The sequence below is a fragment of the Amycolatopsis benzoatilytica AK 16/65 genome (genome assembly GCF_000383915.1).
Taxonomy (GTDB): Bacteria; Actinomycetota; Actinomycetes; order Mycobacteriales; family Pseudonocardiaceae; genus Amycolatopsis; species Amycolatopsis benzoatilytica.
Genome location: NZ_KB912942.1, coordinates 315,484 through 330,218 on the forward strand (window position 1 = coordinate 315,484; position 14,735 = coordinate 330,218).

Annotated in this window: 11 protein-coding genes; 4 read left to right on the forward strand and 7 right to left on the reverse strand. The window is 71.2% G+C overall.

What is annotated here, in order from left to right; all coding sequences use genetic code 11:
• Positions 1–361: 361 nt before the first annotated feature.
• Together AMYBE_RS0101510 and AMYBE_RS0101515 are read right to left on the reverse strand one after the other, a co-directional pair.
• Positions 362–2,125, reverse strand: a complete 1,764-nt coding sequence (locus AMYBE_RS0101510; RefSeq protein WP_027927277.1) for a DEAD/DEAH box helicase — start codon at positions 2,123–2,125, stop codon at positions 362–364.
• 318 nt (positions 2,126–2,443) lie between these two features.
• Entirely contained in the window at positions 2,444–3,403 is a 960-nt protein-coding gene (locus tag AMYBE_RS0101515) for a serine protein kinase RIO (RefSeq protein ID WP_020657560.1), read from the reverse strand.
• Between the two features lie 360 nt (positions 3,404–3,763).
• Here AMYBE_RS0101515 and AMYBE_RS0101520 point away from each other — a divergent pair, with 360 nt between their 5' ends.
• Together AMYBE_RS0101520 and AMYBE_RS0101525 are read left to right on the forward strand one after the other, a co-directional pair.
• The gene (locus AMYBE_RS0101520) at positions 3,764–5,296 is read left to right on the forward strand and encodes a phytoene desaturase family protein (protein WP_020657561.1); all 1,533 of its coding nucleotides are present in this window, start codon (positions 3,764–3,766) and stop codon (positions 5,294–5,296) included.
• Positions 5,297–5,315: 19 nt separating this feature from the next.
• Positions 5,316–6,404, forward strand: a complete 1,089-nt coding sequence (locus tag AMYBE_RS0101525; RefSeq protein WP_020657562.1) for an NAD(P)/FAD-dependent oxidoreductase — start codon at positions 5,316–5,318, stop codon at positions 6,402–6,404.
• A gap of 131 nt (positions 6,405–6,535) precedes the next feature.
• Here AMYBE_RS0101525 and yaaA read toward each other — a convergent pair whose 3' ends face one another.
• Complete coding sequence (yaaA, locus tag AMYBE_RS0101530) at positions 6,536–7,279, reverse strand: peroxide stress protein YaaA (RefSeq protein ID WP_020657563.1); 744 nt, start codon at positions 7,277–7,279, stop codon at positions 6,536–6,538.
• A 338-nt stretch (positions 7,280–7,617) separates the two neighbouring features.
• On the opposite strand from yaaA, the gene AMYBE_RS0101535 reads away from it, so the two are divergent.
• Positions 7,618–9,366, forward strand: coding sequence for a proline--tRNA ligase (locus tag AMYBE_RS0101535; protein WP_020657564.1), 1,749 nt, complete (start codon positions 7,618–7,620; stop codon positions 9,364–9,366).
• Between the two features lie 4 nt (positions 9,367–9,370).
• The gene (locus AMYBE_RS45600; protein ID WP_020657565.1) at positions 9,371–10,600 is read left to right on the forward strand and encodes a DUF8017 domain-containing protein; all 1,230 of its coding nucleotides are present in this window, start codon (positions 9,371–9,373) and stop codon (positions 10,598–10,600) included.
• On the opposite strand, the gene AMYBE_RS0101545 is transcribed toward AMYBE_RS45600, so the two are convergent.
• From AMYBE_RS0101545 to AMYBE_RS0101560, 4 genes are all read right to left on the reverse strand, one after another.
• Positions 10,540–12,711 (reverse strand): bifunctional lysylphosphatidylglycerol flippase/synthetase MprF, encoded by a 2,172-nt coding sequence (locus AMYBE_RS0101545; protein ID WP_020657566.1) that lies wholly within the window; start codon positions 12,709–12,711, stop codon positions 10,540–10,542. The genes AMYBE_RS45600 and AMYBE_RS0101545 overlap by 61 nt on opposite strands.
• Positions 12,712–12,924: 213 nt before the next feature.
• Positions 12,925–13,629, reverse strand: coding sequence for an HAD family hydrolase (locus AMYBE_RS0101550; RefSeq protein WP_020657567.1), 705 nt, complete (start codon positions 13,627–13,629; stop codon positions 12,925–12,927).
• 21 nt (positions 13,630–13,650) lie between these two features.
• Complete coding sequence (locus tag AMYBE_RS0101555) at positions 13,651–14,061, reverse strand: YjbQ family protein (protein ID WP_020657568.1); 411 nt, start codon at positions 14,059–14,061, stop codon at positions 13,651–13,653.
• Between the two features lie 16 nt (positions 14,062–14,077).
• A complete protein-coding gene (locus AMYBE_RS0101560; RefSeq protein ID WP_020657569.1) occupies positions 14,078–14,722 on the reverse strand; it encodes a response regulator transcription factor in 645 nt (214 codons plus the stop codon).
• Positions 14,723–14,735 lie beyond the last annotated feature (13 nt).

The window sequence follows — 14,735 nt, forward strand, 5'->3', positions numbered from 1 at the left end:
GGGGCGTTGTGCCGGGCGCGGTCAAAACCCAGCTCGAACCCCGAACGCGGCTCGAACCCCGAACCCAGCTCGAACCCCGAACGCGGCTCGAACCCCGAACGCGGCTCGAACCCCGAACGCGGCTCGAACCCCGAACGCGGCTCGAACCCCGAACCCAGCTCGAGCTCCGAACCCGGCTGGAGCCCCCGCCTCCGGCTGAACCCGCAAGCTGCGTCCGGACTCTCAGGACTCTCAGGCCGCGGCCGAACCCGCTGACCTCGTCCGAAACCCGGCCCGAACCCCTCAACCCCGCCCGACCCCTCTGCCCCGCAACGAAAAACGGCCCCGCCGAAGCGGGGCCGTTCTTCCGAAATCAGACTACTCAGGCGTCGTGACCGCGACGCGGGCCGCGGCTGGGGCGCTGCGAGCGGCCGGCACCGAAGCTGGAGCCGGAACCGGAGCCGGAACCGCCGAAGCGCGGCTGGCGGCCGCGGCCGCCGTAGCCGCCGCTGCTGCGGTTGTCGCGCGAGTAACCGCCTTCGCGCGAACCGTAGCCGCCCTCGCGAGCGTAACCGCCTTCGCGGGACGCGCCGCCTTCGTTCGAGCCGCGGTTCTCGTAGGACCGGCCTTCCTGCGAACCGCGCCCCTCACGGGACCCACGGTCCTCGCGCGGACCCCGGTCGTACCCGCCACGGCCTTCGTAGCCGCCGCGGTCCTCGCGCGGGCCGCGGTAGCCGCCGCCGTCGCGGGAGCCGCGGTAGCCGCCGGAGCGGCCGCCGCCGTTGAAGCCTCGGTCTCCGCCGCCGAAGCCGCGGCCGCCGGTGCGGCGCGGCGCCTCGCGGCGGCGCTCCACCACCGGCTCGCCGCTGGGCTCGCGGGCGCCGGTGATGCGGGAGAGGTCCTCGTCGTGCGGGCGGATCATGCTGGTCTCGGCGCTGACCCCGGCCCGGTCGGTCATCCGGCGGACGGTGCGCCGCTGGTCGTGCGTCACCAGGGTGACGACGATGCCGGACGCGCCGGCGCGGGCCGTGCGGCCGGCGCGGTGCAGGTAGTCCTTGTGGTCCGCGGCCGGGTCGACATGCAGCACCAGCGAGATGTCGTCCACGTGGATGCCGCGGGCGGCGACGTCGGTGGCCACCAGGACCGCCGCGTGGCCTTCCTTGAAGTCGGAGAGGACCCGGTTGCGCTGACCCTGGGTCTTGCCGCCGTGCAGCGCCACCGCGTGCACGCCGCTCTCGCGCAGCCGCTCGGTGAGCCGGTCCACGTGGTGCTTGGTGCGCACGAACATGATCGTGCGGCCCTCGCGGGCGCCGATCCGGGTGATGATCTCCTGCTTGTCCGGGTGCGAGACCTGGAACAGGTGGTGGTCCATGGTGGTGACGCTCGCGGTCGACGGCGCGACCGAGTGCGTGACCGGGTCGGCCAGGTACTGGCGGACCAGCTTGTCCACGTCGCCGTCCAGCGTCGCGGAGAACAAAAGCCGCTGTCCGCCCGCCGGGGTGAGGTCCATGATCTCGCGGACCTGCGGCATGAAGCCCATGTCCGCCATCTGGTCGGCCTCGTCCAGCGCGATGAAGTTGCAGTCGCCGAGCGAGGCGGTGCCCTGGCGGACGTGGTCCGACAGCCGGCCCGGGGTGGCGATCAGCAGGTCGACGCCGCGGGCGAGCGACTCCGCCTGCCGCGAGAACGACATGCCGCCGACCGCGGTGCGGCACCACAGGCCGAGCGACTTGGCGAGCGGGGTCAGCGAGTCGGCCACCTGCATGGCCAGCTCACGGGTCGGCACCAGCACCAGCGCGCGGGGGCGCTTCGGGCGGGCCTTGCCGCCGTCGAGGCGGGCCAGGATGGCCAGGCCGAAGGCCAGCGTCTTGCCGGAGCCGGTCTGGGCGCGACCCAGCACGTCGCGCCCGGCCAGTGCGTCCGGGATGGTCGCGGACTGGATCGGGAACGGTGCGGCGATGCCGGCCTCGGCAAGCGCCACCAGCAGCGGCTCGGGCAGGCCCAGCTGGGCGAAAGTCGTGACGGCGGGGGTCTCCACCGTGTCGTCGTGGAGCATGTCTCCACCGACCGGCCGGTGCCTCGGCTTGCGCTCGGGGCGGCTCGCGCGGGAGCGAGCGGAATGGCCGGAATCGTACGTGATTGTCACAAATGCCTCTCGGACGCGGCACGTCGCAAGGAGGCCCGGGCTGCCCGCGCGCAGGCAGGGCAAGATGGTGTGCAGTGGGCGTTCACAGGGACGGACCCGGTGAGCCAAGCCGTGGCATGGCGCACCGACGGAAATTGCTTCGGATGGCCGCGAGCCCTTCTGCGGGCTATGGAGGCGACGGACACCAACTCATCCACGCCGCCGTTGCGGTCTTGTCACACTCTACCTGAGTGTTGCCTTTTACCTCGCACCCAGGTGCGGGGTTGTGGGCGGCGTCGCAGGTGTGGCGTGGCGCACACCCGCGACGCCGCCGCGCGTTCAGCCCAGTCCGGCGGCCTCGGCCAGGTCCCGCACCAGGTCGGCGGTGTCGGTGACGTGCTCGGGCAGCCCGCGGCTGTGGAACCAGCCGGCCAGGTTCGCGACGTCGCGGGCGAGGAACTCCTGCCCGCGCGGGTTCGCGATCAGATCGACCACCTGCGGCAGGTCGATCACCATCAGCTGACCCTCGTGCACGAGCAGGTTGTACGCGGACAGGTCGCCGTGCCCGAGACCCTGCGTCGCGAGCAGTTCCAGCGCGGAAACAGCTTGCTCCCACAGATCTTCCAGCTCGTCTCGCTCCGGGCGCAGCTGCGCCAGCCGGGGCGCGGCGGTGCCGTCGGGCTCGCCGAGGAACTCCAGCAGGAGTTCGGTGCCGTGCCGCTGAACCGGATACGGCACCGGCGCCCCGATCGTCCACAAGCGACTGAGCGCGGCGAACTCCGCCACCGCCCACTGTTCGGCGATCAGGTTGCGGCCGAACGAAGACCGGCTGGCCATCGCGCGCATCTCGCGGGACCGGCGCATCCGCCTGCCCTCGAGATAACCCGCGTCCCGGTGGAACAGTTTGTGCTCGTCCGAGCGGTATCGCTTGGCCGCCAGCAAAACGCCCTCGACACCGGGTTCGTTGCGGCGCAGCAGGTGCACGTCGGCTTCCTTGCCGGTTTTCAGCACCCCCAGCTCGGTGTCGACCGCGCCTAGGCTGGTCACCACCCAGTCCGGCCGGGGGCTTGGGCCGTGGTCGGCGTCGTCCCAGGTGGTCCAGCGATCGGCGCCGTCGGGGAGTTCGGTTTCGGTGTAGGCGTCGTCGCGCAGCCGGGCGAGGCGGACGCGCTCGGCCTCGGTGAGCCGTCCCCGGCGGGCGGGGGCGGGTTCGTCGTCGTACCGCGGCCTGCGGCGCGGAGTGCGGTCCAGGTAGTAGTCGACCGCGTCGGAATATTCGTCGAATTCGTGCTCGCGCACTGGTGGGTTCTCCTAGCTCAAGGGGTGCCCACCGGGGGAGCGCCGAATTCAGGCCGTGCTGGGCCGCCGCACCGGGAACGGGGCGGGGGCCGGGCCGAACGGATGTGCTCTAGCCGAGGCGGGCGGGCGGAAGTGGGCAGGACAGCGCCCGGACAAACTCCATGACGCACCTCCTCGCTTCGAGCGACCGCCGGCACCTCGCCGGTTCGCGATCACCTTGCCGCCCGCCTCGGCCTCGCGCAACCGATTTAATTCGCGCCCGCCGCCGACCGCCTGCTCGTCGCGCGCTGGCCGGAAGCCGGCTCTGCCGGCGCGCTGAGACCTGGAGCGCGGTCCGGGCCAACCGTTAGGCTCGCCGCGGTGGACTACGACGCGGTGATCGTGGGCGGCGGGCACAACGGGCTCGTCGCCGCTGCTTATCTGGCGCGGGCCGGCCGTTCGGTGCTGGTCCTGGAACGGCGTGCGGAGATCGGCGGGGCGGCGGTGTCGTTCCGCGCTTTCCCCGGCGTGGACGTTCGGCTGTCTCGCTATTCGTACCTGGTGAGCCTCCTGCCGCGGCGGATCGCGGCCGAGCTGGGGCTGTCGGTCGAGCTGCGGAGACGGCGAATGTCGTCCTACACCCCGGCCGGCGACACCGGTCTCCTTGTCGACACAGGTGACGACGCGCGCACCGCCGAATCGTTCCGCGCCGCCGCTGGGTCCACAAAGGACTTCAAGTCCTGGCAACAGTTCTACGCGGCAGCGGGCAAGGTCGCCGCCGCCACTTTCGACTCGCTCACCGAGCCGCTGCCGACCCGCGCCGAGCTGCGCGCACGGATCGGCGACGACGAAGCCTGGACCACGTTTTTCGAACGGCCAGCCGGAGAAACGCTGCGCACCCAGTTCGACGACGACCTCGTGCGCGGCGTAGTCCTGACCGACGGCTTGATCGGCACGTTCGCGTCCGCCGACGACGCCCGGCTCCGCCAGAACCGTTGCCTGCTCTACCACTTGATCGGCAACGGAACCGGCGACTGGGACGTCCCGGTCGGCGGCATGGGCGCGGTGACCAGCGCACTCGCCGACACCGCCCGGCGCGCCGGCGCGACGCTGGTCACCGGTGCCGAAGTGCTTTCCGTGACTCCGGACGGCGAAGTCCGCTACCGCGAGGGCGATGCGGAACACGCAGTCGTCGGCGGTCACGTCCTGGCGAACGTCGCGCCGCACACGCTCGCCCGCTTGCTCGGCACGGAACCGGCTCACTCGCCGGAAGGCGCGCAGCTGAAGGTCAACATGGTGCTGCGCCGCCTTCCGCGGCTGCGCGACCAGTCCGTCGACCCACGCGACGCTTTCGGCGGCACGTTCCACGTCAACGAGTCGTTTTCCCAGCTGGAGACCGCGTACCGAGAAGCCGCCGCCGGGCGGATCCCGAGGGTGGCGCCCTGCGAGATCTACTGCCACTCGCTGACTGACCCGTCTATCCTCGGCCCAGCCGAACGGGCGGCTGGCGTTCAGACCCTGACCTTGTTCGGCCTGCATATGCCGGCTCGCCTCTTCGAGGCGGACAACAACGCCGCGCGAGCAGCGGCGTTGTCGGCGACAGTCGCGTCGCTGAACAGCGTGCTCGCCGAACCGATCGAGGACTGCCTGCTCCCGGACGGCGAAGGCAATCCTTGTATCGAGGCGAAAACGCCGATGGATCTGGAAGCCGAACTCGGGCTGCCTCGCGGGCACATTTTCCACCAGGACCTTTCCTGGCCCTACGGCGACGACGAAACAGCTGGTACTTGGGGCGTGGCGACCGAGCACGACCGCGTGCTGCTGTGCGGCGCGGGCGCTGTGCGCGGCGGAGGGGTGAGCGGAATTCCCGGCCACAACGCGGCGATGGCGGTACTCGGTCGACGTTTCGGCTGAGGACGGGCAGGGTGAAGACATGCGCGTGATCGTGATCGGCAGCGGGATGGGCGGTGCCTCGACGGCCTACCACCTGGCGCTGCGCGGAGCCGAAGTAGTAGTCGTCGACGCGGATACGCCCGGCGGGGCGACCGATGCCGGTGCCGGAATCGTCAGCCCGTGGACGTCGACCTGGGACGAGTCGGGGTATTCGCTGGCCGCCGCGGCCGGCCGGTATTACCCGGCACTCGCGGCGGAGCTGCGCGAAGCCGGGCACGAATCGTCGTACGAAGTAGTCGGCGGCATGGTGGTGTCGGCCGTGGAAGAGGAGCTGGCGGAGTCCTGCGAACGCCTCACCACGCGCGCCGCGGCCGCACCGGAGGCGGGCACCGTGACCAGGCTGGACCCGGCGCAGGCGCGGGAACTCTTCCCGCCGCTGGCCCCGGAACTGGCTGCCGTGCACCTGTCTGGTGCGGGGCGGGTGGACGGCCAGGTATTGCGCCGCGCGCTGATTTCCGCCGCGATCGACCGAGGCGTCGAGTTCGTGACCGCGTCCGCGGCACTGGAGCCGGGCCTGCGCGTCCGGGCCGGCGACGAGCTGTTGACCGGCGACGCGGTAGTCCTGGCGGCCGGTGCCTGGTCGGCACAGGTCGCCGAGGCGCTGGGCGTCACGGTGCCGGTCGCGCCGCAGCGTGGCCAGATCAGCCACTTCGACCTGCCCGCGGCGGACACTGCCGCCTGGCCGGTCGTGCTCCCGCGAACCAGCCACTACCTGCTGTCGTTCCCCGGCGGCCGCGTGGTGGCCGGAGCGACCCGCGAAACCGGTGCCGGTTTTGACCACCGCGTCACGGCCGCCGGACAACGGGAAGTCCTGGACCACGCCCTGACCGTCGCCCCTGGCCTGGCGAACGCCGGCCTGGCCGAAACCCGCGTCGGCTTCCGCCCCGCGACACCGGACACCCTGCCTCTGCTGGGACAGGTCGCACCCGGGCTGTACCTGGCGACCGGCTTCGGGCCGGCCGGCCTGACGCTGGCGCCGTACTCCGGAAAGCTGATCGCGGACTTGGCGCTGGGCGAGGACGTCCCGGCCGATCAGCTGGCCGCCTGCTCGCCGTCCCGGTTCACCTGAGCCTCACCTGAGCCGCATTCCGTGAAGGGCTCCATACCGGACTTGGATTCCCTCAGGGGGCCCTTCACGGACTCAGATTCCCGTAAGGGGCTCTTCCCGGACGCACAACGCCGGGCCGCGGCAAGTGCCGGTTACCCGGTGACCAACTCCAGCGAGTAGTCCCCGGTCCGCTCGACCCGCAACCCTGCCTTGTCCACTACCCGAATCAACTGCTCCACAGTGGACGGCTCCGACCGCGAAGTGGCGAGCACTCCCGCCAGCCGTCCCTTGTACGCCTTGTTGAAATGGCTGACGGTCGTCCGATTGCCCGCAGCGTCCTCGGTGACCACTCGAACCGCCACCGCATCCGCCCGCAACTTGGCGAACGCGGCATAGGTCCCCGACCGGAGATCGACAACCAGTCCTTCGACGCCCTGCAGCACCGGCTCCAGAACCGGCTTCCACACCCCGCGGACCGACCCCAGCGCAGGCACGGAATTCCCGCCGGAGAGCCGGTAAGCGGGAATCGGATCGGTAGCCGCGACCACCCCGAACAGCGACGAGGTAACCGCCAGCCGCTGCTGCGCCTTGGCCAACCCCGCGCGGGTGAAGCTTTTGAGGTCCAGCGCGTCGTAGAGCACCCCGGTGTACCGCCTCAACGCGGGCATCGTCGGCGACGTCCACAGCTGCGCGTTGCGCTCGACCTCGTCGCTCTGCCGGGCCGAGATGTTCAGCGCGGCGAGACTGGCCGGAACGTCCGAGGCGAGCGAGACGAGCGCGTCCGCCATCTTGGCTCGCACCGGGTTGAGCTCGGGAAACGACAGCGAGTCCAGGTCGAGCGGCGCGCCGTTGCCGCCGTCGGCCTTGGTTTCGGAAGGGGGAAGCAGCACCAGCACCCCCGGAGCGTAACGGCCGGGCGATTCGGCCCCGGCTTCCGTGTGCCGCTCCCTGCCCTGGCCGCGTGGAAACTCACCGGTCGTCCGCTGCTCCCTGCCGACGCGGCTTCATCCGGCCGCGGAAGGGCTCGACCGCACCGGGGGACATCACGACGAGAAGGACGTGTGCGGTTCGGTGCGGTCGATGGTGATCATGCCCATTTCCAGACCCGTGCCCGGAGGCTGGCCGAGGACACCGACAAAACCGGCGCTCGCGGATAACCCGCATGCGTCGCGGCGTGGGGGTTGACTACTCTGTGCGAAACGTCTAAGGCCCGCTCAGCGCAGGGAGTCTCCAAGTGATCACCAGGATGTCGTCGTTGTTCCTCCGCACGCTGCGCGAGGATCCGGCGGACGCCGAAGTGCCCAGCCACCGGCTGCTGGTGCGCGCCGGCTACGTCCGCCGGGTCGCCCCGGGTGGTTACTCGTGGCTGCCGCTCGGGCTGCGGGTGCTGCGCCGGGTCGAGGAGACCGTGCGCCAGGAGATGAACGCGATCGGCGCGCAGGAGATCCAGTTCCCCGCGCTGCTGCCCCGCGAACCGTACGAGGCAACCAACCGGTGGACCGAGTACGGCGACAACCTCTTCCGGCTCAAGGACCGCAAGGGCGCCGACTATCTGCTCGGCCCCACCCACGAGGAGCTGTTCGCGCTCACCGTCAAGGGCGAGTACAGCTCGTACAAGGACTTCCCGGTCACGCTGTACCAGATCCAGACCAAGTACCGGGACGAGGCGCGCCCCCGCGCGGGCATCCTGCGCGGCCGCGAGTTCGTCATGAAGGACTCCTACTCCTTCGACCTCGACGACGCCGGCCTCGAGCGCTCCTACCAGGCGCACCGCGACGCCTACGTCAAGCTGTTCGACCGGCTCGGCATCGACTACGTGATCGTCGCCGCCACGTCCGGCGCGATGGGCGGCTCGGCGTCCGAGGAGTTCCTCGCGGTCGCGGAGAACGGCGAGGACACCTTCGTCCGCAGCACCGAATCGGGCTACGCGGCGAACGTCGAAGCGGTGGTCACGCCGGCACCCGCGGCCCGGCCGCTCGACGGGCTGCCCGAGGCGCAGGTCCACCACACGCCGAACACGCCGACCATCGAGTCGCTCGTCTCGTTCCTCAACGCCGCCGGGCTCGGCCGCGAGTTCACCGCCGCGGACACGCTGAAGAACGTCTTGGTCAAGACGCGCCAGCCGGGCGCGAAGGAATGGGAGCTGCTGGGCGTCGGCGTCCCGGGTGACCGCGAGGTGGACTTCAAGCGCCTCGAAGCCTCGCTCGAGCCCGCCGAGGTGGAGCTGCTCGACGAAGCCGACTTCGCGAAGAACACCTTCCTCGTCAAGGGTTACATCGGCCCGAAGGCGTTGCAGGAGAACGGGGTCCGCTACCTCGTCGACCCGCGCGTGGTCGAGGGCACCGCCTGGGTGACCGGCGCCGACCAGCGCGACCACCACGTGCTCGACCTGGTCGCCGGCCGCGACTTCACGCCGGACGGCACCGTCGAGGCCGCCGAGGTCCGCGAGGGCGACGCGTCGCCGGACGGCCACGGCACCCTGGTCGCCGCGCGCGGCATCGAGATCGGGCACATCTTCCAGCTCGGCCGCAAGTACACCGACGCGTTCGAGGTCGACGCGCTCGGTCCGGACTCCAAGCCGGTCCGGATCACCATGGGCTCCTACGGCGTCGGCGTCTCCCGCCTGGTCGCGGTGCTCGCCGAGCAGAACCACGACGAGCAGGGCCTGGTGTGGCCGCGCGAGGTCTCGCCGTTCGACGTGCACGTGGTCATCGCGGGCAAGGACGAGACGGTCCGCGAGGGCGCCGAGAAGCTCGCCGCCGCACTCGGCGCGGCCGGGCTCGAGATCATCCTCGACGACCGCAAGGCCACCCCGGGCGTCAAGTTCGCGGACGCGGAGCTGCTCGGCGTCCCGACCATCCTCGTGGTCGGCCGCGGCCTGGCCAACGGTGTGGTCGAGGTCAAGGACCGGCGAACCGGCGACCGGGAGGAAATCGCGGTGGACTCGGTCGTCGACCACCTCGTGAAGCTCGTCCGCGGCTGAGTTCGTGGGCTGGTTCGGCCGCAAGCGGCGCGACGACGGCGGATACCAGGACAACGCCGCGCTGAGCGGCTTCGGCGGGTACGAACCGTCCGACGGACCGCGGTTCCCGAGCGCCGGGTACGGGCCTGCCCGCCCGGCGCCGGGGACGGCCGAGCCCCGCGTTGACCCGCGGCCGGGCTGGGCTTCGACTGGGCGGGCCGGATCTGGTCCGGCTGCTCAGGGCGGAGCCGATTCGGCCGCCAGCGGATCGGGTTCGGCGGCCACCGGATCCGGCTGGGCGACGTCCGACTTGACCGCGGTGCCGCCTCCGCCGGGCTCCCCGCCGGTCGCGGACCTGCCGCCTGGCTCCTCGCCCGTCTCGGACCTGCCGCCGCCACTGCCCGGCGGGCCGAGCCCGGCCCAGCCGCGGAACCCGGCCGCTCTGCGGCAAACCCTGACCCCTGCCCAGCTGCGCTCCCGCCGGCCCACCACCGGCCGGGGCAAGGCGATCAAGATCGTCACCGGCTTCGCGCTGGTCGGCGCCTTCGGCTACGGCATCGCGAACGGCGGCCGAGAGCACTCGCATCGCACTTACACCCCGCCGCCGCGCACGCCGTCGACTTATCAGCCGCCGCCCGTGGTCACCGTGCCCGCCGTGGTCGCGGGCTGGCAGTCAGTCGTCAGCAAGGACGGCAGCTTCGCCTACGACGTCCCGTCGTCCTGGAAGCCCGCTCCGGGCACCGTGCACGGCTGGGAAGCTGCTGGCAGTTCGCCGGGCGTCACCCTGTCCGTCAGTGCGTTCCTGGGCGAGCATTCCTGCAAAGACGACCCGGTCGGCCAGGTCGGCGGTGCGGGAGTCACCACCGAAAAGGTCGCCGACGCTGCCGTAGCCGCGCGGGAAGCAGTCATCGACGTCGGCGTTGCCGCGTACACCGGCAAGGGTGCTCCGCCCGCGAAGGTCGCGCCTGGCGCACCGGAGCAGACCGAGGTGAAGATCGGCACCAAGACCGGGCAGGGCTCGCTCGTGATCGCCGAGGTGACGCCGAGCGGAGATGTCGCCTGCAAGCCGCAGAGTGTGCTCACCGGCGCGATCGCGCTCAGCGCCGGGGACGCGTCCACCGTGCTCGTCGTCTACTCCGAACAAGGCCGCCCCACGTCCGCGTCGCGGGACGACCTCGTCCGGATCCTCAAGAGTTACCGCGGCGTTCCGGCCGCTGACCGGTCCACGTCCACGCCGCCGCCGACCACGCGCTGACGGCGCAGGGCCAGCTTCGCGAGATCCTTGAGCCCGGCGTTCGGCAGGTACGCCCGGCCGAGCGCGATGCCGATCCGCGGCAGGTCCGCCTCGTCACGGTAAGCGAGGTACAGGGGCTCGTGCCTCGGCTGGAACTTCGCCTTGAACGCGTGCAGGGAACGGAATCCGTAGTACGGCTCCATCATCGAGCCGAGCGCGTCCAGCATCCGGTCGACCATCTGGCGCGGCGCACTGTCGTTGCTGCGGACCAGCGGAGCGCCGGACAGCGACACGAACTTCGCGCCCTCCTCACGGAACGCGAGGCAGCTCGAGGCGATCAGGAACTCCATCACCGGACGGAAGCCGTGCGAGCTGCGGCGCATCACGTCGAGCGTCCACCCGCCGACCTCGCCGGCTCCGGTGTGCACTGGGAGCCACGACGTCACGCCGTGCACCGTGCCGTCCGCGTCGACCGCCAGCCCGACCCGGGTCGCCGGGTCCATCGCCTGGTCCACGCCGCCCAGCGTGAAGCCCATTTCCGGCAGGCCCTTGTCGCCGATCCATTCCTCGGACAGCTTGCGCACCTGCTCGCGGATCGCCCACGGCTGCTGTGCCAGCCGCACCAGCCGGAACTCGATGCCATCCTTCTTGGCGCGGTTCAGCGCGGTCCGCACGTCCTGCCACGCCTTGCCTCGGAACTCCAGGTTTTCCAGGTCCACCAAGGTGTCCTCGGCGACCTGCACGTGCTGCCAGCCCAGCTCCCGGGTCTGCGCGGCGGTCGCGGCGGTCGCCGAGAACACGCACGGCACCAGCCCGCTGTTCTCGCACATCGCGCGGAACTCCTGCAGAGTGCGGGTGCTCGACCCGTCCGGCGCGACCGGGTCGCCGAGCGCCACCGCGACCCCGGCGTGCCGCTGGTAGGCGAGGTACGAAGAGCCGTCGGACGCGACGAAGTAGGCGTTCTGCGGCCAGGTCGTCATCCACGAGATGGTGCTGCCGCCGTTGCGGCCCAGCAGCAGCCGGGCGAAAGCCGGGTCCGGTCCGCCGCGGAAAAGGGTGCGCCGGCGCCGTCGCGACGGCACCCGGAACGCGCGCCGCGCCGAGATCAGCAGGATCAGCTCGGCCGTCCACAAAAGATTGTCCACAATGAACAACGGCGGGCTGCCGAGGTCGTAGTCCTCGCGGAACAGCCGGGCGATCGCTGCCATCCCGGCCAGCACCGCCATCTGCGACGCGGCCAGCACGCACAGCGTGACCGTGCAGCGCCAGGCGAACCGCGAACCGTGCCGCAGCCCGTTGAGGACCGGCACCGCGACGAGGCACAGCGGGAGAAGCTCGGTGCCGGACAATGCGATCGCGTCGGAGGAACCGAACGGGCCGTCGCCCGGGATCAGCCACATCACCACTTCGGCGACGATCAGCAGCACCAGCCCGGCGCAGGCGAGCAGTCGCCATTCGCGCAGCGACGGCTTGTTGGCGTTGCGCGCGGCCGGGCCGGCGAGCCGGCTGCCCAGCGGCAATGCGAGGGCGAGCGCGAAGAAGTGCACGAGATCGGCGAGAGTGCCGACGTAGACGATCGCGACGCCCGCGTACACGCACAGCGCGGCGCGAAGCCGGAGCCGCCACGGCGTGCGCAGCGTCGCGCTGGTGATGGCTATCGCGGCGAGCGCGCCGCCGGAGAAGCCGACGTCGAGGGTGCCGGAAATGCGGTCCGCCCAGGCCCAGCCGGAGTTGCGGGACAGTTCGAGGAACTGGACCGCGACGATCGTCGACACCAGCTGCCCGCCGATGGTCACCGCCATCGCGCGGCGGGTGCCGAGGTGCCATTCCGCGAACCCGGCCATCAGCGCGAAACTGCCCGCCATCGGCAGGTAGAACCAGGGACGCAAGGCGTAGAACGGCCCGCTGAACAGCGTCCACCAGCGGCCGTGCTCCAGCGACGGCAGGCCGTAGGCGTAATAGTGGAAAGCGTGCTGCTGCTCGGCCGCGTGCCACAGTGATCCGCTGACGACGCCGACCACCATGATCGCGAGCACCACCGTCGTCGTGAACGGCAGCCGGTTCACCAGGACTGCCAGCCGGCCGCGTGCCCTTCCGGCCGCGAGACCGGTTCCCCCCTGTGCGATCGTCATGCGAGAAGTCTTGCGTGCTGATCTTGAACCGACATCGGCCGTCGGTCCCACATCTCCCTTAAGGGACTGCTACTCCAGGGGGACCCGACCCCTGACCCTAAGACTGACCCAAATCCGATGTCGGCGCTCCGACCTGCGAAAACGACATCGGGGAAGGCCTGGCTCGGAGCGTTCGACCCTGAGCCGGACGCGACCCGAACCGGCGGCCCGCGATCAGCCGAGCACCGCGGTGCGGACCGCGGCGAGATCGGCGAGATCCGGCAGCACGGTGTGCGCTCCGGCGTCGGCGAGCTGCCCGGCGGTGTACCGGCCGGTCGCCACTGCCACCGCGATCGCGCCGTGGTCGAGCGCGGCTTCGACGTCGTTCGGGGTATCCCCGATGATCACCACCGCGTCCGCGGCGAATTCCGTGCCGTGCTTCGCCGAGGCGGCCTTGACCGCGTGCGGGACAAGGTCGGGCCGGTGCACGGACAGGGAACCGTAGCCGCCGATCTCCAGGTCGAGATGTTCGTCCAGCCCGAACGCGGCGAGCTTGTGCCGGGAGATCTCCGGCAGGTTGCCGGTGACCAGGCTTTGCACTACGCCGTCCCGTGCGCTCAAATCCGCGAGCGCGACCGCGGCGCCGGCCAGCGCCCGGCCGTCTCTGGGGAGTGTGTCCCGGTCGCGCTCGACGGCCGCGATCAATTCCCGCCACAGCCGCTGGATGGTTTCCTCGGCCGGTTCGATGCCGTGCAGGGTCAGCACGTCGGTGGTGATCGCCCGTTCGGTGCGGCCGCGGAAATCCGGGTGGGCGCGGAACTCCGCGCCGGTCGCGGCGGCGAGCGCGGCGCGGTACCAGCCGATCCCGGCCCCGGCGTAGTCGACGAGCGTGTGGTCGATGTCCCAGAGCACCAGCCGGTGCGCGCGAGTTTCGGTCACAGCCGCGATGCTACGGCGGGATCAGCCGGTGAGGTAGCTGAACCGGACCTTCCGGACCGGGTTGTCGACATTCGTGTCCACCAGGCAGATCGACTGCCAGGTGCCGAGCAGCAGCACGCCGCCGAGGACCGGGAGCGTCGCGTACGGCGGGAGGAACGCGGGAAGCACGTGGTCGCGGCCGTGCCCGCCGGTGCCGTGCTGGTGGCGCCAGCGCTGATCGCGGGGGAGCAGGTCGTCGAGCGCCGCGAGCAGGTCGTCGTCGCTGCCCGCGCCGGTTTCGAGGACGGCCAGCCCGGCTGTCGCGTGCGGCACCCACACGTGCAGGAGCCCGTCGGTGGCGTCGGCGTCGCGCAGGAACGTCTCGGCTTCGCGGGTCAGGTTGTGCACGACGGCGGAATCGCCGGTGTGCACCTCGATCTCGGTGGAGTACATGCGGCCAGCGTAGGCGTCAGGAATCGAGATAGCGGAGCACCGCGAGCACGCGCCGGTTGTTCTCGTCCGACGGCGGCAGTCCCAGCTTGCCGAAAATGCTCGTCACGTACTTCTCGACGGACCCGGCGGACAGGAACGTTTCGGCGGCGATCGCCGAGTTCGACCGGCCCTGCGCCATCAGCCCGAGGATCTCGTGTTCGCGCGGCGTCAGTTCGGCGAGGTGGTCGGCCTGTCCGGTGGCCGCGAACAGCTGGCGCACCACCTCCGGGTCCAGCACCGTCTCGCCGGCGGCGACCCGTTCCAGCGCGGTGAGGAAGTCGGACACCTCGGCGACGCGGTCCTTCAGCAGGTAGCCGACCGCGCCCGCCTCGCCGGCCAGCAGCTGTTTCGCGTAATTGGTCTCCACGTACTGGGAGAACACCAGAATCGCGCAGCCCGGCCGTTCGGAGCGCAGGTCGATGGCCGCCCGCAGTCCCTCGTCGGTGTGCGTCGGCGGCATTCGGATGTCTACAATGGACACGTCGGGCCGGTGTTCGCGCACCGCCTCGCGCAGGCCGTCGGCGTCCTTCACCGCCGCGACCACCTCGTGGCCGCGCAGCCCGAGCAGTTCGACCAGGCCGTGGCGCAGGATGGCGGAGTCCTCCGCGATCACGATCCGCACTGTTTCCCCCTCG